At 73.3% G+C, this 23,197-nt stretch carries 2 protein-coding genes; both read right to left on the bottom strand.

Annotated elements, in window-relative coordinates; all coding sequences use genetic code 11:
* Positions 1 to 9 precede the first annotated feature (9 nt).
* Positions 10 to 10,920, bottom strand: a complete 10,911-nt coding sequence (locus tag OCT49_RS37280; RefSeq protein ID WP_502963512.1) for an SDR family NAD(P)-dependent oxidoreductase — start codon at positions 10,918 to 10,920, stop codon at positions 10 to 12.
* A 354-nt stretch (positions 10,921 to 11,274) separates the two neighbouring features.
* Complete coding sequence (locus OCT49_RS37275) at positions 11,275 to 23,127, bottom strand: type I polyketide synthase (RefSeq protein WP_283856599.1); 11,853 nt, start codon at positions 23,125 to 23,127, stop codon at positions 11,275 to 11,277.
* Positions 23,128 to 23,197: the final 70 nt, after the last annotated feature.

The raw sequence follows: 23,197 nt of genomic DNA, 5'->3' as shown, positions 1-23,197 counted from the left end.
CGGACGCGCTCATGAACTGACTCCAAACTTCTCGTCAAGGAACTGCAGAAGGTCTTCGGTGTTGTCGGCTTCCAGCTCGACCGTCGTGTCCGGGACGACGACGGTCCTCGCAAGCCCGTCCTTGAGGTCGAGGAAGGCCGATGCCAGGCCCTCCGTCTCCAGTTGCCCGGGCGTCGCCGCCCGCAGCAGTTCCACCAGGCCGTCGATCTGTGCCGCCGTCAGGGCGCCCGCGGCTCCTCTGCGGGCGGGAGCCCTGCCCGGGGCCTCGGGTGGGGCGAGCCGTTCCAGCAGGAACGTGGCCACGGCATCGGGTGTCGGATGGTCGAAGGCGATCGTGGCGGGCAGGGCGATCCCCGTCTCGGCCGACAGGCGGCGGCGCAGCTCGACCGCCATCAGGGAGTCGAGTCCGACCTCCTTGAAGACCTGCTGGGCGCCCACGCCCTCCGAGTCCGGCAGGCCGAGCACCACGGCGGCCTCGCGTTGCACCGTCCGGAGCACCGTGCGCCGGCGTTCCTTGTCGGACAGCTGGACCAGCCTGTCCTTGAGGGCCGCCGCCGGTGCTCCCGGGTCCTGGGCGCGGCGGAGCCGGCTGCGGAGCATGCCTCGCAGCAGCACGGGGACGTCCTGCCCCTTGTCGTTGCCCCGCTGCAGTGCTTCCAGTTCCAGCCTGACCGCCACGAGGTGCGGTTCCGGGCGGGACAGCGCGGCGTCCAGCAGCCGCAGGGCCTGCTCCGAGGTGAGGGCGGAGATGCCCTGGCGTCGCATCCGGGCCAGGTCCGCCTGCCCCAGGTTGTCGGTCGGCCCGTTGCCCGCGGCCTCCCACAGTCCCCAGGAGATGCTGGTGGCGGGCAGTCCCTCGGCACGGCGGTGCGCGGCCAGGGCGTCCAGGAAGGTGTTCGCGGCGGCGTACGTGGACTGGCCGGCGCCACCGAACACCCCGGCCACCGAGGAGAAGAGCACGAACGCGGACAGGTCCAACTCCCGGGTGAGTCGGTGCAGATGGACGGCGCCGGCCACCTTCGGGCCCAGCACCTTCCACAGGCGCTCCGGGTCCTGCGCCGTCAGCAGCCCGTCGTCCAGAGCGGCCGCCAGATGCACCACGCCCGTCCAGGGGTGTGCGTCCGGCACCGCGGCCAGGAGCCGCGCGAGCTGTTCCCGGTCCGTCACGTCGCAGGACTCGATCCGGACGGTCGTGGCGCCGGCCGCCTCCAGTTCGTTCACGAGGTCGGACGCGCCGGGGGCCTGCGGGCCGCGCCGCGAGGTGAGGACCAGATGGCGCACCCCGTGCTCGCGGACGAGACGGGCGGCGACCTGGCGGCCCAGTTCCCCGGTGCCTCCGGTGATCAGGACAGTGCCCCGGGGGTCCAGGCGGCGGAGTGCTCCGTCGTTGCCGGCCGTGTCCCGGACCCGGACCAGGTGGGCGGCGAGGATCTCCTCGCCGCGGACCACGAGTTCCGGCTCGTCGGTCACCGCCAGTGCCCGTTCCAGGGCCGGTGTGTACGCATCGGTGTCGATGAGGCGGACCGTCCGCTCGGCGAACTCCGTACGTGCCGAGCGCACCAGGCCCCACAGTCCGGACCGGGTCAGGTCCCGGACGTCGTCCCCGGCATCTCCGGCGTCCCCGGCGTTCCCGGTGTCTCCCGTGTCCACGGCTCCGCGGGTCACCCACACCAGTTCGACAGCGGCCGTCCGGTCGTCGGTGAGCAGCCGCCGCAGGGTCGCCAGGGCTTCGGCCGTCAGCCTTCGGACAGTCTCGATGCCGTCGTCGTCCCTGTCCTCCGACGCGCCTCGCGCACCAACGGAGTCCGGGTCCGGGTCCGCCGTCGCGTCGACAACCAGTCGAACGGGCGTCTCCCACCCGTCTCCGAGACCGGCAAGGAAAGCATCCACATCAGCCACATGTTCCGTCCCCAATGCATTCGAAAGAACACCGTCACCACCCAGGACCAAGGTCCGTACGGCCGCCGAGGGGGCCGTGGGGCGCACCGGCCGGAATCCGACCCGGTACAGGTGCTGCACGGGCCGTCCCGACCGGATCTGTTCCGCGCTCGCCTCGCGCAGCCGCAGGGTTCCCGCGGCGGCCACGGGCCTGCCCTGCGCGTCCGCCACCCACAGCCGTGCGCTGGACCGCGCGGTGTCCAGGTCGACCCGGACGCGGAGGGTCGAGCTGCCCCCGGCGTGGAGTTCCACGTCCTCCCACTCGAAGGGCAGCAGCACCCGGCGGTCGGCCTCGTCGAGGTCCCGGACCGCCTGGAGCGTGTGGAGTGCCGCGTCCAGGAGGGCCGGGTGCACCCCGTAGTCCTGTCCCTGCACTCCTTCGGGCAACCGGACCAGGCCATAGGCCGTGTCGCCGTCGCGCCACAGCTCGGTCAGCCCCCGGAACGCCGGGCCGTACCCGACTCCCTGGGCGGCGAGCCGTTCGTAGAACCCTTCCAGGGAGACCGGTTCCGCGCCGGCCACCGGCCAGGACCGCAGGTCGTCGAAGCCTTCGTCACCGGTGTCCGCGCCGCCGTCGAGCAGTCTGCCCGTGGCGTGGCACGTCCAGTGCTCCGGTTCCGACTCGGGCCGTCCGTAGACGGCGATGGACCGCTCGCCGTTCAGGTCTGCCGCGCCGACCGTCACCTGGATGTGCACTCCGTCGCCGTCGAGGATCAACGGTTCGGACAGGGTGAGTTCGCCGACCCGTCCCGCGCCGCTCTCCCGCGCGGCCACGAGCGCCAGTTCCAGCAGCCCGGTGCCGGGGGCCAGAACGGTGCCGAAGGCGGCGTGGTCGAGCAGCCACGGGTGGGTGGCCGTCGACAGGCGACCGGTGAGCAGGTGCCCTTCGCCGTTGGCCATCGCGGTGACGGCCCCCAGCCAGGGGTGCCGGGCCGGGGCGAGCCCCATCGAGTTCGCGTCGCCGACGGGATGGGTGATCTCCGTCCAGTAGCGCTCGCGCTGGAAGGCGTACGTGGGGAGGGGGACGAGGGTGCCGGTGGGTGCGCCCAGGGCCCGGTCCCAGTCGATCTCCCGGCCCTGGACGTGCAGCAGGGCGAGCGTTCCGAGCAGTTCGCCGAGGCCGCCCCGCCCTCGCTGGAGGCTCGGCACCACGAGGCCGTCCGTCTCGCCGAGCCCGTTCGTCAGCGGCATGACCAGCACGGGGTTCGGGCTGACTTCGACGAAGACGTCGTGCCCGTCCTCGATCAGCTTCGCCTGGGCCAGGTCGAGGCGGACCGGCTCGCGCAGGTTGCGGCACCAGTAGTCCGCGTCCAGTTCACGGCCATCGACGAGGTCTCCGGTGACCGTCGAGTAGAACGGTACGTCGGTCTGCCGGGGGCGCAGTACGGCGAACCCGGCCCGCAGTCCGGGCAGGAGCGGGTCCATGTGGGCGCTGTGCGACGCGCAGGCCGCGTTGAGCTTTCCGCACGCGACGTCCGCGTCGTCGAGCTCGATCAGTACGTCCTCGACCGCGTCGGCGTCGCCGGAGATCACGGTCCACCGGTCGGTGTTGACCGCCGCGATCGACAGGGCGTCCCCGTACGGTGCGATGTGTTCGCGCACCTGGGCGAGGGGCAGTTCGATCACGGCCATCTCGCCACCGCCGCCGTCGGACTGGAGCACCCGGCTGCGGAGCGCCACGATGCGGGCTCCCTCGTCGACGGTGAGTGCGCCGGCGACGACGGCCGCGGCCACTTCTCCCTGACTGTGGCCGACCACGGCGGAGGGTTCGAGTCCCAGCTCCCGCCAGGCCGCGGCCAGGCCCACGTACATGGCGAACAGCACGGGCTGGACGACGTCCAGCCGCTCGAACGGCAGGCTTCCCCGGTCCTCATCGCCGCGCAGCCGGTCGAGCACCGACCAGCCGGTGTGGGGTCGCAGTGCCGCGTCACACGCGTTCACCGCTTCGCGGAAGGCGGGGCTCTGGTCCAGCAGGTCCCGCCCCATGCCCTCCCAGTCGGTGCCCTGTCCCGGGAAGACGAACACGGTCCTGGTCCGCTCGACGGCCCGGCCCTGCACGAGGCCGGGGTCCGGGGTGCCGTCGGCGAGGGCCCGGAGTGCTTCCACGGCCCGATCGAGGGTCGGGACGGTGACGGCGGCGCGGGAGGCGAAGTGCGTACGGTGCCGGGCGGCCGTCACCGCCACGTCCGCGAGCCGCACCTCCTCACGCCCGGACAGCCAGGACGCCCAGCGACCGGCCTGCTCCCGCAGCGCCGCCTCGTCACGCCCCGACACCACCACGGGGAACGGCCCGTCGGGCGCCTCTGCCGGTTCCGTCGCCCCGGCGACCGGTTCCGCCGACGGCGGTTCCTCCACGATGACGTGCGCGTTCGTCCCGCTCAGCCCGAACGACGACACCCCCGCACGCCGCACCCGCCCCTCGTCCCGCGCCCACGGACGCGCCTCCTGCAACAGCTCAAGCCCACTGCCCTCCCAGTCGATCAGAGGGCTGGGCTCCTCCGCGTGCAGGGTCCTGGGCAGCACACCGTGCTGGAGCGCCAGCACCATCTTCATCACACCGATCACACCGGCGGCGGCCTGCGCGTGCCCGATGTTCGACTTCGACGAGCCCAGCCACACCGGACGGCCGGCATCGCGTCCGGGACCGAACACCTCGGCCAGCGCGCCCGCCTCGATCGGGTCACCCAACGACGTGCCCGTCCCGTGCGCCTCGACCGCGTCGATGTCGGCCGGAGCGAGCCGGGCGGCGGCCAACGCATCCTGGATCACCCGCTGCTGCGACGGACCGTTCGGAGCCGTCAGCCCCTGGCTGCGCCCGTCCTGGTTCACCGCGCTGCCCCGCAGCACCGCCAGCACCCGGTCGCCGTCACGTTCGGCATCCGACAGCCGCTTCAGCAGCAGCACACCGACACCCTCCGACCAGCCCGCACCGTCCGCACCCGCGGCGAACGACTTGCACCGCCCGTCGGGCGCCATGGCCTTCAGCCGCGAGAACTCCACGAAGGTCGCCGGTGTCGACATCACGGTGACACCACCGACCAGAGCCGCTTCGCATTCGCCCTGGCGGAGGGCGGAGGCGGCCAGGTGCATCGCGACGAGCGAGGAGGAGCACGCCGTGTCGATGGTCATCGCCGGACCCTGCAACCCCAACGCGTACGACACCCGGCCCGACAGAACACTCGACGCCCTGCCCGTGCCCACATACCCGTCCAGGGCCTGCAGATCATGCGCCCGATGATCCCCGTAATCGGAATTCATCGTGCCCAGATACACACCCGTCCGACTCCCCGCCAACGACTCCGGACGCACCCCCGCCCGCTCCAGAACCTCCCACGACGCCTCCAGCACCAACCGCTGCTGCGGATCCATCGACACCGCCTCACGCGGCGAAATACCGAAGAACCCCGCGTCAAAACCCTCCACATGCCCATCCGCCAGAAAACCCCCCTCACACCCATAACTCTTCCCCTCCACCCCAGGATCGGGATCGAACAGATCCAGACCCCGCCACCGCCCCGGAAACCCCCCGACCGCATCCCCACCCCCCGACAACAACTCCCAAAAACCCTCCGGCGAATCAATCCCACCCGGCAACCGGCACGCCATCGACACCACCGCAACCGGCTCATCGGAGCCGTGGTTCCGGGGCTCGTCCCGGCCCGCGCCTCCGGCTCGGCCGGCGGTCCCAGTTCCCGTCCCCGTCTCTGTGGCGGAGTCCAACGCCAGCCGCTTCAGCAGCAGTTCGGCGATGGCCACCGGAGTGGGGTGGTCGAAGGCGAGGGTGGACAGAAGGGTGAGGCCCGTCCTGGCGGAGAGGCGGCGGCGCAGTTCGACCGCCATGAGCGAGTCGAAGCCGAGGACCTTGAAGACCTGTTCCTTGCCGACCGCGCCCGGACCGGACATGCCCAGGATCGTCGCGGCCTCGGTGCGCACCAGGTCCGTGAGCTGGGCCAACCGGTCGGCCGGCGGGAGTACGAGCAGTTGACCCCGCAGATCCGAAGGGGCCGCCTCCGCACGACCGGCCCGGCGCCGCGGCGCGCGCAGCAAGGAGCGCAGCGCGGCCGGCACGGCCGACTCCCCTTCACCGTCCAACGCCTTCTGGAGTCCCGCGAGTTCGAGCTTGACCGGGACGCAGTGGGGGTGGGCGGTGGTGAGGGCGGTGTCGAGGGACGCGAGTGCCTGGGCGGGGGTGAGGGCCCCGATGCCCTGGCGGCGGAGTCGGGCGAGTTCGGCCTGCCCCAGGCTCGCGGTGAGGCCGGTGCCCGCCTGCTGCCACAGGCCCCAGGAAAGACTGGTGGCGGGCAGCCCGTCGGCACGGCGGTGCGCGGCCAGGGCGTCCAGGAAGGCGTTGGCCGCGGCGTAGTTGGACTGGCCGGCACCGCCCAGGACTCCGGCGGCGGAGGAGAACAGCACGAACGCCGCGAGATCGAGGCCGAGTTCCTCGGAGAGGTCGTGCAGGTACCGGGCGCCATCGGCCTTGGGAGCCCACACGGGGGTGAGACGTTCCGGGGTCTGGGCGGTGAGCAGTCCGTCGTCCAGGACCGCGGCGAGGTGGAAGATCCCGGTCCAGGGGCGGGCGCCGGTGGCGGTGAGCAGGGTGCGGACCTGGTCGCGGTCGGCGATGTCACAGGCCCGGATGTCGATGTTCTGGGCCCCGGCATCGGTCAGGGCCTCGATCAGGTCCTGGGCGCCGGGGGCGTCGGGGCCGCTCCGGGAGGTGAGGACCAGGTGGCGCACGCCGTGGGTGCGGACGAGGTGGGTGGCCAGGGCGGTGCCCAGTTCACCGATGCCGCCGGTGATCAGGACCCGGCCGCCGGGGGCGAATTCGGGCATGCGGTCGCCGCCGACGACGCGGGTCAGCCGTGCTGCCCGGAACTCTCCGCCGCGTACCGCGATCTCCGGTTCACCGGCGACGAACGGTGCGTCGGCGGCTTCCCCGGTGTCGAGATCGACCAGGTGAACGGCGCGTTCGGGGTGTTCGGAGCGGGCGGTGCGCAGCAGGCCCCACAGCGGTGCGTGGGCCAGGTCGGCGACGCCGTCGCCGGTGTCCACGGCGTTCCGGGTGACCCACACGAACTCGGCGTGTTTCAGGCGTGGTTCGCCCAGCAGCCGCTGGGCCAGGGACAAAGCGTCTGCCGTCGCCGCCCTCGGGTCGTCGACCGCCGCGGTGGCGTCCACCACCACGCGCTCCGGCGCTCCCTCGCCCGTGTCCATGCGTACCGACAGCTTGTCGAACCCGTCGGGGTCCGCCAGCTCCAGGACGTGGGCGGTGTCGGTCGGCCGGGCGATGAGTCCGGGCAGGGCCCGGAAGTCCATCCGGTAGAGGTGCTCGGCGGAGGACCCGGCGGTACGGATCTGCTCCACGTCGGCCTCACGCAGGTGCAGGTCCGTCCGGACGACAGGCTGTCCGGCGGGGTCGGCCGCCAGGAGCCCGAGGGTGTTCTCCCCGTCCAGGTCGATCCGGACGCGCAACTCAGTGCTGCCCGCGGCGTACAGTTCCGCGCCGGCCCATTCGAAGGGAAGCGGTACGTGTCCCTCGGCTCCCGTGCCTCCCTGCACCGCCACCATCGCGTGCAGGGCGGCGTCCAGAAGGGCGGGGTGAATGCCGAAGGCGTCGGCGTCGAGGCCGTCGGGGAGGCGGACGGTCCCGTACGCGGTGCTCCCCTTGCGCCACAGTCCGGTCAGGCCCTGGAAGGCGGGGCCGTACTCCAGTCCGCGCGCCCGGAACGCGTCGTAGAACCCGTCGAGGTCGACCGGCTCGGCGCCGGGGACGGGCCAGTGGGCCAGTTCGTCGAAACCGGTGGTCGCGGACTCCGCCGCGACGTCGCTCAGTTCGCCGCTCGCGTGGTGCCGCCAGGGCGCGTCGTCGGAGGCGTCCTCGGAGCGGCTGTACAGGGCGATCGTCCGACGGCTGCCGCCGGACGGGCCTGCCACCACGGCCTGGATGCGGACGCCCGCCTCCTGCGTGATGACGAGGGGTTCGAGGAGGGTCAGTTCGCCGACTCCGGCCGCGCCGACGTGGTGCGCGACGGTGAGGGCCATGTCGAGGAGACCGGTGCCGGGGACCAGGACGGTTCCGAGGACCGCATGGTCCTTCAGCCACGGCTGGTCGGCGAGCGAGAGTCGCCCCGTGAACAGGCTCCCCTCGTCGTCCGCCGTCACCGTGACGGCACCCAGCCACGGATGCCCGGCCCGGTCCAGGCCGACGGCCCGGATGTCACCGGTGGACTCCTCGGTCCGGAGCCAGTAGTGCTCGCGCTGGAAGGCGTACGTGGGGAGGTTCAGCAGGCAGCCGGTGTCCGGGGCGAGCCCGAGGGCCCGGTCCCAGTCGATCTCATGGCCCTGGACGTGCAGCAGGCCCAGGTTGCGCAGGAGTTGGGCGTGGGTTCCGTGGTCGCGGGCGAGGGAGCCGACGACGATCCCGCCCCGGTCCGCGCTGCCGTCGGTCAGCGGCATGGACAGCACGGGGTGGGCGGAGATCTCGACGAACACGGTGTGCCCGTCGTCCAGGAGCCGGTCCAGGGCGCGGTCGAAACGGACGGGCTCGCGCAGGTTGCGGCACCAGTAGCCGCCGTCCAGGCCGGTGCCGTCGGACACCTCGCCCGTGACCGTGGAGTAGAACGCCAGGTCCGCGCGCTGGGGGACGAGGTCCTTGAAGTGGGTGGCGAGGCCGGGCAGGAGCGGGTCCATCTGGGCGTTGTGGGAGGCGTAGTCCACATTGATCCTGCGGGCGTAGACCTCCTTCTCCTGGAGTTCGGCCACGATCCGTTCGACCGCGTCCGCCCGGCCGGAGATGATCGTCGACCCGGCGGTGTTCACCGCCGCCACCGACAGCGCGTCCCCGTAGGGGGTGAGGTACTCCTCGACCTGGGCGAGGGGGCGTTCGATGAGGGCCATGCCGCCCTGCCCGGCGCAGGCCAGCACGGCCCGCGAGCGCTGGGCGACGATCTGCGCCCCCTGCTCCAGGGTGAGAGCACCGCTCACCACCGCCGCCACCACCTCACCCTGCGAATGGCCGACCACGGCGGTCGGCTCCACGCCCAGGGACCGCCACAGCGCGGACAGGGCCACCCCCATCGCGAACAGGGCGGGCTGGACCACGTCGACCCGGTCGAACGGCGGATGCTCACCCTCCTCACCGGCCAGGACCTCACGCACCGACCAGCCCGTGAACGGCCGCAACGCGACATCGCAGGCGTCCACGGCTTCCGCGAACACCGCACTGGAGGACAGGAGTTCACGGCCCATGCCGATCCACTGCGAGCCCTGGCCGGGGTAGACGAAGACGACCTTCCCGCGACGCTCCGCCGAACCCGTCACCACCGCGTCGTGCGAACGGCCCCCGGCCAACGCCTCCAGCGCCTCCACCAGCCCCGCCGCATCCGACGCCACCACACTCGCCCGCGACTCGAAGTGCGTACGATGCCGGGCAGCCGTCACCGCCACATCCGCCACCCGCACACCCTCACGCCCGGACAGGTCCGAAAGCCAGGACGCCCAGCGCCCCGCCTGCTCCCGCAGCGCCGCCTCATCACGACCCGACACCACCACCGGCACCGGACCGCCGGAAACCCCCACCGGCTCCGGCGTCCCGACGACCGGCGCCTCCTCCACGATCACGTGCGCGTTCGTCCCGCTCAGCCCGAACGACGACACCCCCGCACGCCGCACCCGCCCCTCGTCCCGCGCCCACGGACGCGCCTCCTGCAACAGGGCGAGCCCACTGCCCTCCCACTCGATCAGAGGGCTGGGCTCCTCCGCGTGCAGGGTCCTGGGCAGCACACCGTGCTGCAACGCCAGCACCATCTTCATCACACCGATCACACCGGCGGCGGCCTGCGCGTGCCCGATGTTCGACTTCGACGAACCCAGCCACACCGGCCGGCCCGCATCCCGCCCCGGACCGAACACCTCCCCCAGCGCACCCGCCTCGATCGGGTCACCCAACGACGTACCCGTACCGTGCGCCTCGACCGCATCGATATCAGCCGGCACGAGCCGGGCGGCGGCCAGCGCATCCTGGATCACCCGCTGCTGCGACGGACCGTTCGGAGCCGTCAGCCCCTGGCTCCGCCCGTCCTGGTTCACCGCGCTGCCCCGCAGCACCGCCAGCACCCGGTCACCCGCACGCTCCGCGACCGACAGCCGCTTCAGCAGCAGCACACCGACACCCTCGGCCCAGCCCGCACCGTCCGCAGCGGCCGAGAAGGACTTGCAACGCCCGTCCGCGGCCATCCCCTTCAGCCGGGAGAACTCCACGAACAGCGACGGGGCGCTCATGACCGTTACCCCACCGGCCAGGGCCAGTTCGCACTCGCCCTGCCGCAGGGCCTGCACCGCGAGGTGCACCGACACCAACGACGAGGAACACGCGGTGTCCACCGTGATCGCCGGGCCCTGGAGACCGAGGGAGTACGCCACCCGGCCCGAGACCACGCTCGAGGCCTTGCCCGTGCTGACGTACCCGTCGAGCGCGTCCAGGTCGCGGCCCAGATCGCCGTAGTCGGAACTCATCGTGCCGAGGTAGACGCCGGTACGGCTCTCGGCCAGGGCGTCGGGCCGGATGCCGGCCCGCTCCAGCGCCTCCCACGACGCCTCCAGCACCAACCGCTGCTGCGGGTCCATCGACACCGCCTCGCGCGGCGAGATCCCGAAGAACGAGGCGTCGAAATCCTCGACACCATCGATGAACCCGCCCTCGCGGGCGTAGCTCTTGCCGACCGACTCCGGGTCCGGGTCGAAGAGGTCGAGCCCTCGCCAGCGTTCCGGCAGGCCGCCCACCGCGTCCCCGCCGGAGGCCAGCAGTTCCCAGAACGCCTCCGGCGTATCGATACCGCCCGGCAGTCGGCACGCCATCGACACCACCGCGATCGGCTCATGCTGCCGAGCCTGCTTCGCCTCCAGATCCGCGGCACGCTTCTGCAGCGCACGGATCGCAGGCAGTGCGGCTTCCATCCGATCCTGGTTTGAGATCGACACCATCGAGCCCTTCTCTACGGCCACCGCGAACAACAGCGTCCCGGAGCGACAAATCAGGGACCTGCCCACCCAATCCGTCGCCACTTGAGCCGCAGTTGACGGTGCCTGGATGCCCCGGCGCGTACGGCGACCGCGTTCGCGTCACCGGACCGGTACGCCGACGGGGCCAGGTCCGTCAGGCACAGCAGCGGCAGGAACCGGCCCATCCGCCCCGCCGGAACAGCTTCCGGGTCCACTGCTCCATGGCATCGTCGAACCAGTCGTACGGGAACGCCCGAGGGCCCCGGCGATCGGACGATCGCCGGGGCCTTCGGGGCTTGCGCGGGGCCGACGGGTTGTCGGGCTCCGCTCGTCCGCTCAGTCGAGGTCGAGGTCGAGGCCCGAGGCCTCCAGCAGTGCGTTCAGTTCGGCGTTGATGTCGTCCACCGAACGCTCCTCCTCGGCCGGTGCGACCGGCGGTGCGGCGACCGCCGCGGTGCCGGGGCTCTCCTGCCGGGCCAGTTCGACGAGTTGTTCCAGCAGTCCGCTGCGGTGGATCCGGTCGGCGGAGAGCTGTCCGAGGGCCCAGCCGAGTACGGACTCGGGGTCCTCGTCCCCGGACGCGCCGTTCCCGGGCGCGCCAGTCGCGGGGGCCTCCGGGGGCAGGTCCAGCCGGCCGAGTATCAGCCGTGCGATGTGGTCGGGGGTCGGATGGTCGAAGGCGAGCGTCGCGGGCAGGGAGATGCCGCTCTCGGCCGACAGGCGGCGGCGCAGCTCGACCGCCATCAGGGAGTCGAGCCCCAGGTCCTTGAGGACCTGCTGCGGCGAGAGCGAACCGCCCCCGCTCACGCCGAGCACGGTGGCGACCTCGCGCAGCACCATTTCCGTGACGAGGTCCTGGCGCCGGTCCCCGGGCGCGGCCAGCAGTCGTTCGCGCAGGCCGGTCGGGCTCGTCGCCGGGTCGGCGGAGGGCGCCCGGCGCAGTCGCCGCCGTACCAGTGCACGGAACAGGGCGGGGACGTCCTGGCCCTGCTCCGCCGCCCGCCGCACCGCCCGCAGGTCGAGCTTCACGGGGACGAAGTTGTCGGCGGGGCGGGCGAGCACCGCGTCGAGGAGGGCCAGGCCCTGCTCGAAGGGGAGCGGGGCGATGCCCTGGCGGCGCATGCGTTCCAGTTCCACCGCGCCCAGGTGCGAGGTCATGCCCACGCCCGCCTGGTGCCACAGCCCCCATGCGAGGGAGGTGGCCGGGCGGCCCTCCGCCCGTCGCCGGGCGGCGAAGGCGTCGAGGTAGGTGTTGGCCGCGCCGTAGATGCTCTGGCCCGCCGTGCCGACGGTGCCGGCCGCGGAGGAGAAGAGGACGAAGGCGGCGAGGTCGAGGTCCCGGGTGAGTTCGTCCAGGTAGAGGGCGCCCTTCACCTTCGGGGCCATCACGCGGGAGAGTCTCTCCGCGTCCTGGCCGAGAAGGACGCCGTCGTCCAGAATTCCCGCGAGGTGCAGGACGGCCGTCCAAGGCCGGCCCTCCTCAGCAAGACCGAGCACCTGCGCCACGTCATCTCGCCGAGCGACATCACAGGCCACCACACGTACGCATCGCGCACCTTCCTCTTCGAGTTCGTGGACGAGTTCCGCGGCTCCGGGGGCCTCGGCACCGCGCCGCGAGGTCAGCACCAGGTGGCGGACGCCGTGGTGGCGTACGAGGTGCCGGGCGGTCTCGCGGCCGAGTTCGCCGGTGCCACCGGTGATCAGCACCGTGCCTTCGGGGTCGAGCGGTCGTGCGGTGACCCCGCTGGCCATGAGGGCCCCGTCGGCCGTGGCGGCCGTGGGGGCTTCGCGCACCAGGCGGGCAGCGAGCACCTCGCCCTCGCGGACCGCGAGTTCGGGTTCGCCGGTGACGGCGAGGGCGCGGGCGAGCGCGTCCCGGTCCGCGTCGTCGGGGCCGAGGTCGATCAGGCGGAGGCCGCGCTCGGGGTGTTCGGCGCGGGCGGACCGGATGAGCCCCCACAGCGGTGCGTACGGCAGCCCGCCGAGCCGGTCGCCCGGAGCCGCGGCGACACTGCCACGGGTGACCCAGACGAGTTCGGTCGAGTCGAGCCGGTCGTCGGAGAGCAGTTCCTGGAGCTGTGCGAGGACGTACTCGGTCGCCTTGTAGGCGGCCTCGGGCTCGCTGTAGAAGGGCGGCCGACCGGTCGTGTCGACGACGACACGGGCGGGTGCCTGCGGGCCGGAGTCGAGCAGGGCGGTCAGCTCGTCGATGTCGGACAGGGTCCGTACGCCGATCAGGGCGGCGAGTTCGCCGGTGCCGGTCAGTACGGCGTCGGCGACCGCGCCCTGCGGGGCGGGGGCCCTCACCGGCTGGAACTCCAGGCGGTGGAGGCCGTCGGCGCCGGTGTTGCGCGCGGCCCGGAGCTGTTCGGCGGTGGCCCGCCGGAGGTGGAGCCCACCGATCCGTACGACGGGTTCACCCGTGGCGTCGGCGGCCCGGACCCGGATCTCCTGGCCGGCCTCGGAGGCTTCGACGTCGATGCGGACGCGCAGCTCGGCGCTGCCCGCCGCGTACAGCTCGACGTCGCTCCACTCGAAGGGCAGCAGCGCCCCTTCCGGCTCCTCCGCGCCCCGGGCGGGGATCACCCCCTTCATGATGTGCAGGGCCGTGTCGAGGAGCGCGGGGTGCAGGTGGTACTCGGCCCCGGCCGCGGCCCCGGTGGGCGCGGCGGCGGCCCCGGTGGACCCCGCCGTCCCGGGCAGGCGGACGATTCCGTACGCGGTGTCGCCCTTGCGCCACAGCTCGGTCAGGCCCCGGAAGGCGGGGCCGTAGTCGATGCCCTGGGCGCCGAACCGGTCGTAGAACCCGTCGAGGTCGACCCGCTCGGCCCCGGCCACCGGCCAGTGGCGCAGCTCCGCGAAGTCGTCCGGGGCCGGGTCGGCCGACTCCTCGCGCAGTTCGCCGCTCGCGTGGCGGGTCCAGTCGTCCTGCGTGTCGTCGGGGCGGCTGTGGATCGTGAGGTGTCGACGGCCGTTCGCGCCGGGTGCGCCGACCGTGATCTGTATCCGCACCGCCTCGTCGATCACCAGCGGCTCGGCCAGGGTCAGTTCGGCGACCCCGGCGGCACCGACGTGATGTGCGGCGGTGAGCGCGAGTTCGAGGAGACCGGTGCCGGGGACGATGACGGTCCCGAAGACCGTGTGGTCCTTCAGCCACGGCTGCTCGGTGAGCGAGAGCCTGCCGGTGAACAAGTGGCCTTCGCCGTCGGCGAGTTCGGTCACCGCGCCCAGCCAGGGGTGCGGCGAGGTCTCCAGGCCCAGCGATCCGGCGTCACCGGTGGCCTTCGGGACCGGAAGCCAGTAGTGCTCGCGCTGGAAGGCGTACGTGGGCAGGTTCAGCAAGGAGCCCGCAGCATCCGGGGCGAGCCCGAGGGCCCGGTCCCAGTCGATCTCATGGCCCTGGACGTGCAGCAGGCCCAGGTTGCGCAGGAGTTGAGCCGCTCCGCCGGTCCGTCGTGCGAGGGAACCGACGACGATGCCGCCCCGCTCGGCGCTGCCGTCGGTCAGCGGCATGGACAGCACGGGGTGGGCGGAGATCTCGACGAAGACGGTGTGCCCGTCGTCCAGGAGCTTGTCCAGGGCGCGGTCGAAGCGGACGGGCTCGCGCAGGTTGCGGCACCAGTAGGTACCGTCCAGGCCGGTGCCGTCGGAGACCTCGCCCGTCACGGTGGAGTAGAACGCCAGGTCCGCGCGGCGCGGGGCCAGGCCCTCGAAACCCTGGGCCAGGGCGGGGAGCAGGGGGTCCATCTGGGCGTTGTGGGAGGCGTAGTCCACGTTGATCCTGCGGGCGTAGATCTCCTTCTCCTGGAGCTCGGCCACGATCCGTTCGATCGCGTCCGCCTGACCCGAAATCACGGTGGAACCCGAAGTGTTGACCGCGGCCACGGACAGGGCGTCGCCGTACGGGGCCAGGAACTCCTCCACCACCGCGACGGGGCGTTCGATCAGGGCCATGCCGCCCTGCCCGGCGCAGGCCAGCACGGCCCGCGAGCGCTGGGCCACGATCTGCGCCCCCTCCTCCAGGGTGAGAGCACCGCTCACCACCGCGGCCACCACCTCACCCTGCGAATGGCCGACCACGGCGGCCGGCTCCACGCCCAGCGACCGCCACAGCGCGGACAGGGCCACCCCCATCGCGAACAGCGCCGGCTGCACCACGTCCACCCGGTCGAACGGCGGATGCTCACCCTCCTCACCGGCCAGCACCTCCCGCACCGACCAGCCCGTGAACGGCAACAGCGCCGCATCACACGCGTCCACGGCTTCCGCGAACACCGCACTGGAATCCAGGAGTTCACGGCCCATGCCGATCCACTGCGAGCCCTGGCCGGGGTAGACGAAGACGACCTTCCCACGGCGCCCAGCCGTACCCGTCACCACCGCATCGTGCGACCGGCCCTCGGCCAGCGCCTCCAGCGCCTCCACCAGCCCGGCCGCATCCGACGCCACCACACTCGCCCGCGACTCGAAGTGCGTACGATGCCGGGCAGCCGTCACCGCCACATCCGCCACCCGCACACCCTCACGACCCGACAGGTCCGACAGCCACGACGCCCAGCGCCCCGCCTGCTCCCGCAGCGCCGCCTCGTCACGCCCCGACACCACCACCGGCACCGGACCGCCGGAAACCCCCACCGGCTCCGGCGTCCCGACGACCGGCGGCTCCTCCACGATCACGTGCGCGTTCGTCCCGCTCAGCCCGAACGACGACACCCCCGCACGCCGCACCCGCCCCTCGTCCCGCGCCCACGGCGTGAGTTCGTCGACCACCCGTACCGGCAGGTCGTCCCAGGCGATGTTCGGGTTGCGCGGCGAGCTGTACCGGGTGCCGGGCAGGGCGTCCTTCCTGAAGGAGGCGAGCATCTTGCAGACACCGGCGATGCCGGCCGCCGACTCCAGGTGGCCGATGACGCTCTTCGCCGTACCGAGCCCGAGTTCCCGGCCCGGCTCGCGGCCCTCCCCGTACACGGCGGCCAGCGCCTGCACCTCGATCGGGTCGCCCAGCGCGGTGCCCGTGCCGTGGCACTCGACGTAGTCGACGTCCTCGGTGGACAGGCCCGCCGAGCGGAGGGCGGCGCGGATGACCTTCTGCTGGGAGGAGCCGTTGGGGGCGGTGATGCCGCTGCTGGCGCCGTCGTGGTTGATGGCCGTGGCCCGGATGACGCCCAGTACCGTGCGGTTCTGCTCGATCGCGTCGGAGAGCCGCATGACGGCGATCACGCCGACGCCCTCGCCGCGCCCGTACCCGTCCGCCTCGGCCGAGAACGCCTTGCTGCGGCCGTCCGGGGAGAGTGCGTGCGAGCGGCTGAGGGCGATGAACGCGCCGGGGTCCGTGAGGACCTGGACGCCGCCCGCGAGAGCCAGTTCGCACTCGTCGTTGCGCAGCGCCTCGCAGGCCAGGTGCAGGGCCACCAGCGACGACGAGCACGCGGTGTCGATGGACAGCGCGGGGCCCTGGAGCCCGAGGTGGTAGGAGAGGCGGCCCGCGTTGAAGCTCGGCAGGGTACCGGTCAGGGTGTACGTGTCCGGGGCGCCGTTCGGGCGGTACTTGCCGTACTCGCCCACGCCGGCGCCCACGAAGACACCGGTGCGGGAGTCGCGCAGCTCGCGCGGGCGGATGCCGGCGTTCTCCAGGGAGTTCCAGGCGGCCTCCAGGAGCAGCCGGTGCTGGGGGTCCATCGGTTCGGCCTCGCGCGGCGAGATGCCGAAGAAGGCCGCGTCGAAGTGGGCCACGTCGTCGAGGAAGGAGGCGTGGCGGGCGTACGTCCGGCCCTCGGCGTCCGGGTCCGGGTCGTAGAACGCGTCGATGTCGAAGCGGTCGGCCGGCACCTCGCGCACCGTGTCGCGGCCTTCGGCGAGCACGTCCCAGAGGCTGTCGAGGTCGTGTGCGTCGCCCGGCATGTGCAGGCCGACGCCCACGACGGCGAGCGGTTCGTCGCTGCGATGCGCGGCGACGGCGGCGGAGGTTTCGGTGAGGGCGGAGGTGAGGGCGGGGGCGATTTCGCCGAGCAGCCACCGTGCGGCGGCCGCCAGGTTGGGGTGGTCGAAGATCAGGGTCTTGGGTGTGATGACGCCGGTGCGCTTCTGTACGCGCACGCTGAGGTCGACGGCCATCATCGAGTCGAAGCCCAGGTCCTTGAAGCCGCGCTCGAGGTCGAGCGACGCGGGGTTCTCGGCGCCGAGCACCGCCGCGGCCTCGACGGCGAGCAGGGACCGCAGGTGGTTCTCGCGGGCGTCCTCGGGCAGGGCGAGCAGGGTGGTGCGCAGGGGGTGGGCCTGCTCGGCGGGGGCGTCCGCGATCGCTGCGCGGGCCTCGGGGACCTCGTGCAGGAAGGGGCGGTCGCCGCCCTCGGTGTACGCGGCGGCGGCCCGGGGCCAGTCGATCCCGGCGACGACGGTCGAGCCGCCGCGGTCGAGGGCCGTGTCGAGGGCGTCCAGGGCGCGTTCGGCGGGCATCGGTTCGAAACCGATGCGGCGCAGTTGGTTCTCGGCGGCGCCGTGGGTCATGCCGCCGTCGGCCCAGGGGCCCCAGCCGATGGAGACGGCGGGCAGGCCCTCGGCCCGGCGCGCGGCGGCGAGGGCGTCCAGGGCGGCGTTGGCCATGGCGTAGTTGGCCTGGCCGATGTTGCCGAGGGTGCCGACGACCGACGAGTACAGGACGAAGGCGTCGAGGTCGCGGTCGCGGGTGAGTTCGTGCAGGTGGGTGGCGGCGGTGAGTTTGGGTGCGGCCACGGCGGCGAGGGCTTCGGCGTCCAGGCGGTCGATGAGCCGGTCGTCGAGGACGCCCGCGGTGTGGAAGACGGCGCGCAGGGGTGCCTCGTCGTGGTCGAGCGCGGTGAGGAGTTCGTCGAGCTGCCGCCGGTCGGTGACGTCGCAGGGGGCGAGGGTCACGCGGGTGCCCGCGGCTTCGAGTGCGGCGGTGAGTTCGGCGGCGCCCTCGGCGTCGGGGCCGCGCCGGGAGGCGAGGACGAGGTGTTCGGCGCCGCGTTCGGCGAGGCGGTGGGCCAGGTGGGCGGCGAGTGCGCCGCTGCCGCCGGTGATCAGGACGGTGCCCCGGGGGGTCCAGGGCCGTGCGGTCGCCGTTGCGGTACTCGTACTCGTACGGCGCAGCCTGCGGACGAGGCGGTCGGCGGGGCGCAGCGCGATGTGTTCCTCCGCGCCCGGGGTGCCGTGCGCGGCGAGGGTGGCCAGGAGTCGGCGGAGCGTCGTCGGGTCGGGTTCGGCGGGCAGGTCGACGAGTCCGCCCCAGCGGTTGGCGTGTTCGAGGGCCACGACGTGGCCCAGTCCCCAGGCGAGGGCCTGGGCGGGGGCGGGGGCGGGGTCCGTGTCGTGGGCGCGGACGGCGCCCTGGGTCACGAACCACAGCGGGGCCCGTACCGAGGTGTCGCCCAGTGCCTGTACGAGCGCGAGGCTCCGGGCGGCGCCCGTGGTCACGGCGGGGTGGTCGGGGTGCGGGGCGGTGTCGGCGGCGGTGAGGGCGAGGACGCCGCGCAGTGGTTCGTCGCCGAGTTCCGCGATCAGGTCGCCGATCGACGCGGCGTACGCGGCACGGTCGGTACCGGCACCGGAGTCCGTGTCCGTACCGGCGCCCGTGTCCGTGTCCGTGCCGGTGTCGGCGGTCAGGAGGTGCGGGGAGGCGCCTGCGGCGGTCAGTGCCCCGGCCAGTTCTCCGGCGAGGGGTTGCGCGGCGGCGGGGGCGACGATCAGCCAGTGGCCGCGCGGCAGTGGGGCGGTGCGGGCCACCGGGGAGGGCTGCCAGGTCTCCTCGTAGCTCCAGTCGGCGACTTCGCCGGCCCTGTCCTGCTGTTCGCGCCAAGTGGCGAGGTAGGGCAGGAGGGTGGCGACGGCGGAGCTGTCGGTCACGCCGAGGAGTTCGGAGACGCGTTCGCTCTCTCCGCTGCCGACGGCCTGCCACAGGGCGTCGTCGGCGTGCGGGCGTCCGTGGCCGGTGTGCTTCCCGGCGTTCCTTCCGGTGTTCCTCCCGGCCTTCGGTTCGATCCAGTGGTGCTTGCGCCGGAAGGCGTACGTGGGCAGGTCCACCGGCGTCCCGCCGACCAGCACCCTGTCCCAGGCGATGTCCTGCCCCGAGACGTGGAGTTCGCCCAGGGCCCGCAGCAGGGACCGGACCTCGTCGACCGGCTCGTCCGCGCCGCGGGGAGTGCGCTGCGAGGCGGTGAACACCGCCTCGCCCTGCACGCATCCCGCGCCCATCGCGGACAGCACGCCCGCCGGGCCGCACTCCAGGTACCGCGACACCCCGGACCGTTCCAGACACCGCACCGCGTCCAGGAACCGCACCCCGTCGCGCACCTGGCGCACCCAGTACCCCGGATCGGCCAGTTCCTCCCCCGACACCACCCCGCCCGTCACCGTCGACACCACCGTGATCCCCGGGGCACCGAACACACAGCTCTCCACGACCTCCCGGTACGCATCGAGCATCGCGTCCATGTGCGGCGAGTGGAACGCGTGCGACACCTCCAGCCGCCGCGTCCGCCTCCCCAGCCCCGCGAAGTGCTCCACCACCGCGTCCACCGCGGCCGTGTCCCCACTGACGACCGTCTGCGCCGGACCGTTCAGCCCCGCCACCGACACCCGCACCGCCACATCCGCGAGGACCTCCACCACCTCCGGCTCCGACGCCTCCACCGACGCCATCGACCCGCCCCGCTCACACCCCTGCATCAACCGCCCACGCGCCGCCACCAACCGCGCCGCATCCCCAAGACCCAGCACTCCCGCCACATGCGCGGCGGCCACCTCACCCACCGAGTGCCCGGCCACCGCACCCGGCACCACACCCCACGACTCCCACAACCGGAACAACGCCACACCCACCGCGAACAACCCCGGCTGCGTGAACTCCGTCTCGTGCACCAACACCGCATCCGCACTGTCCTCGGGAGCGAACACCACCGCGGCCAACGGCACCCGCAGATGCGGCTCCAGCGCCGCGCACACCTCGTCGAACGCCTCCCGGAACACCGGGAACGCCCCGTACAACTGACGACCCATCGCAATCCGCTGACTGCCCTGTCCCGTGAACAGCACCGCCAGCTCACCACCGACGGCACAGCCCTCGACCACATCACGGTGCGCCCGCCCCTCCGCCAACGCCAGGAGCGCTTCCCGGGCCCGGTCGGTGGTGCTCGCCACGGCGCTCGCCCGGTGGTCCAGGTGGGCGCGGTGGTGTGCGGCGCTGTAGGCGATGTCGAGCAGTTCCGCGTCGGGCCGGCCCGTCAGGTGGTCGGCGAGCCGGGCGGCGTTCTCGGCCCGTGCCTCCTCGGACTTGCCGGAGACGGTGAGGACGACGGGGGTCTTGAGCGCGGGCCGGTCGGAGCGGCCGTGGACGGCCGTCCAGCCGATGTCGTGGCCCTCGCACCACAGGCGGGCGACCAGGTCCTCCAGGCTCCGGCGGGCGGGCCGGTCGCGTCGGCAGGTGGCGAGGGCGGCTGAGCGGGTGGCGCCGAGCGCGGTGAGCGTCCGTTCCAGGGAGTGCCGGGCGACGGGGTGCGGGGCGATCTCCACGACGGTCAGTCCGTGCGCGGCGGCGGGCCCGGTGCGGGTGAGGGCGGCGACGGCCTCGGCCACCAGCATGGGGCGGCACATGTTGCGCGCCCAGTACTCGGCGCCGAGTGCGGTGCCGTCGACGAAGTCGTCGTCGACGGTCGACCGGAAGGGGATGGACGTGACGCCGGTGCGCAGGGTGCCGAGCCTGCGGACGAGTTCGGGGGCGAGGTCCTCCAGCCCGGCGCTGTGGGACGCGTAGTCGATGTTGACGCGGGCGGTGCGTACGCCGTTCTCGGAGAGTTCCCGTTCGGCGGCGGCGACGGCGTTCGCGGGGCCGGACAGGCAGACCTGGTCGGGTGCGAGGTGTCCGGCGACGGAGAGGCCGTGGTCGGCGGCCGGGCGGGCGGCTCCGTCGGCGGTGAGGTCGCAGACCAGGAGGGCGCCGTGGCCCGAGGCGCGTTCGGCGATCAGCGCGGACCAGGTGGTGATGAGCCGGGCGCCCTCGTCCAGCGGGAGGGCGCCCGCGACGACGGCCGCGGCGACCTCCCCGATGCTCTGGCCGAAGACGGTGTCGGGTTCCGGGCCCCAGGCGGTCAGGGTGCGGGCCAGGGCGACCTGTACGGAGAAGAGGACGGGCTGGACGACGTCGGTGCGGTCGAGCCGGGAGGAGGCCGGGTCGGCGAGGAGTTCGTCGGTGACCGACCAGCCGGTGTGCTCGGCGACGGCGCGGTCGCAGTCGTCGAGGGCGGCGCGGAAGGCGGGCTCGGAGAGCAGGTCGCGGCCCATGCCGAGCCACTGTGCGCCGTGGCCGGAGAAGAAGAAGGCGAGGTGGGGGCGTTGTCCGGACCGGGTGGGTCCCGCGACGAGTTCGGCGCGGCCGGCCGGGGCGGGGGCGACGACCGCGCGATGGGTGCCGGTGGCGTCCGGGGCCGGGGCGACGACCGCACGGTGAGGGCCGACGGCATCCGGGGCCGGGAGCGGGCCGGTCGTGGGGTCCTCCGTGGTGGCGGCCCCGGCGATCGCCGCGTTCAGCGCCTCCTCGGTCGCGGCGGCGAGGGGGACGAGGCGGCGGCGGACGCAGGGGGCCTCTTCGAGGGCGACGTGGGCGTTGGTGCCGCCGAAGCCGAAGCCGCTGACACCCGCGTAGCGGCGGCGGGCGGCGGGCCAGGGGCGGCGCTCGGCGACGACGCTGAGCTTGTTGGCCTCGAAGTCGATGTGCGGGTTGGGCACGTCGAAGTGGAGGCTGGCGGGGATCTCGCCGTGGTACAGGGACAGGGCGGTCTTGAGGAGGCCGGTGACGCCGGCCGCGGGCTCCAGGTGGCCGAAGTTGGTCTTGGCGGAGCCCAGGTGCAGGGGTTCCTCGCGGCCCTCGGCGAACACCGTGCCGAGGGCTTCCGCCTCGATGGGGTCGCCGAGGAGGGTGCCGGTGCCGTGCGCCTCCACGTAGGAGACGTCCTTGGGGTCGACGTCGGCGTCCTGCCAGGCGGTGCGCACGACGTCGACCTGGGCACGCGGGTTGGGGGCGGTGAGGCCGTTGGAGGCGCCGTCGTTGTTGACGGCGGTGCCGCGGATCACGGCGTACACGCGGTCGCCGGCGGCCAGGGCGTCGGAGAGCCTGCGCAGGACGACGGCGCCGCAGCCCTCGCCGCGCACGTAGCCGTTGGCGCCCGCATCGAAGGCGCGGCACTGGCCGTCGGGGTTCATGCCGCCGAACTTGGTCATGGCGACGGTGGTGTGGGGGTGGAGCATGATGTTGACGCCGCCCGCCAGGGCGAGGTCGGTCTCGCCGCGGCGCAGGCTCTGCACGGCGAGGTGGGTGGCGGTGAGCGAGGAGCTGCAGGCGGTCGCGACGGCCATGGCGGGGCCGTGCAGGCCCAGGGTGTAGGCGATGCGTGCCGGGATGATGGAGTTGTCCCAGCCGACGGCGGAGTGCGTCCCGATGTCGTCGGCGTCGGCGCCGGTGGCGAGGTGGTACTCCTGTGCCATCGTGCCGAAGAAGACGCCGGTGCGGGTGCCGGCGATGGCGGTGGGGACGATCCGGGCGTCCTCGAGGGCGGCCCACGCGACCTCCAGCGCCATGCGCTGCTGCGGGTCCATGTGCTTGGCCTCGGCGGGCGAGATCCGGAACAGGTCGGCGTCGAACCCGGCGACGTCGTCGAGGAAGCCGCCCCAGCGGGTGTTCATCCGGCCGGGGGCCCGGGGGTCCGGGTCGAGCCATTCGCGGGCGTTCCAGCGGTCGGCGGGGACCTCGCGGATCGCGTCGAGTCCGTCGCACAGGCTCTCCCAGAGCGCCTCGGGCGTCTCGATGCCGCCGGGCAGCCGGCAGCCGAGGCCGACGATGGCGACGGGTTCGTTCGCGGCGGCGGGGGTCCGGCCGGGGCGCGGTGCGGCGGCGGGGGGCGCGTCCTCGCCGGCCAGGTGGGCGGCGAGCCCGGCGACGGTGGGGTACTGCCACACCACCCAGCCGGGCACGGGGCGTCCGAGGTGTTCCGACAGCACCGCCACGAGGGACAGGATCCGGACGGAGTCCAGTCCGAGGTCGCGCAGCGGCCGGTGGGCGTCGACGGTTTCCGGCCGTACGTCGAGGGCTGCCGCGACGGCGTCGCGCAGGAAGCCGGCGATGTCCTCGGCGCCCGGCAGGGGGGCGGCCACACCACTGTTCAGCTGGGCAAAGCTCATCTGCTCTTCCTTGCTCGTCGAACCGGACTTCCGGCGCGGAGGGGGCACGGGGGGCCGTCCGGACGGAGCG

It is taken from the genome of Streptomyces sp. ML-6, assembly GCF_030116705.1.
Lineage (GTDB): Bacteria > Actinomycetota > Actinomycetes > Streptomycetales > Streptomycetaceae > Streptomyces.
Note: the sequence above shows the minus strand (reverse complement) of the source record. Positions and strands in the feature narration are given on the sequence as shown.

Bases quoted from the DNA above. Each gene is read 5' to 3' on its own strand.
- OCT49_RS37280 (WP_502963512.1), bottom strand. From the start codon at position 10,920: ATGGTGTCGATCTCAAACCAGGATCGGATGGAAGCCGCACTGCCTGCG.
- OCT49_RS37275 (WP_283856599.1), bottom strand. From the start codon at position 23,127: ATGAGCTTTGCCCAGCTGAACAGTGGTGTGGCCGCCCCCCTGCCGGGC.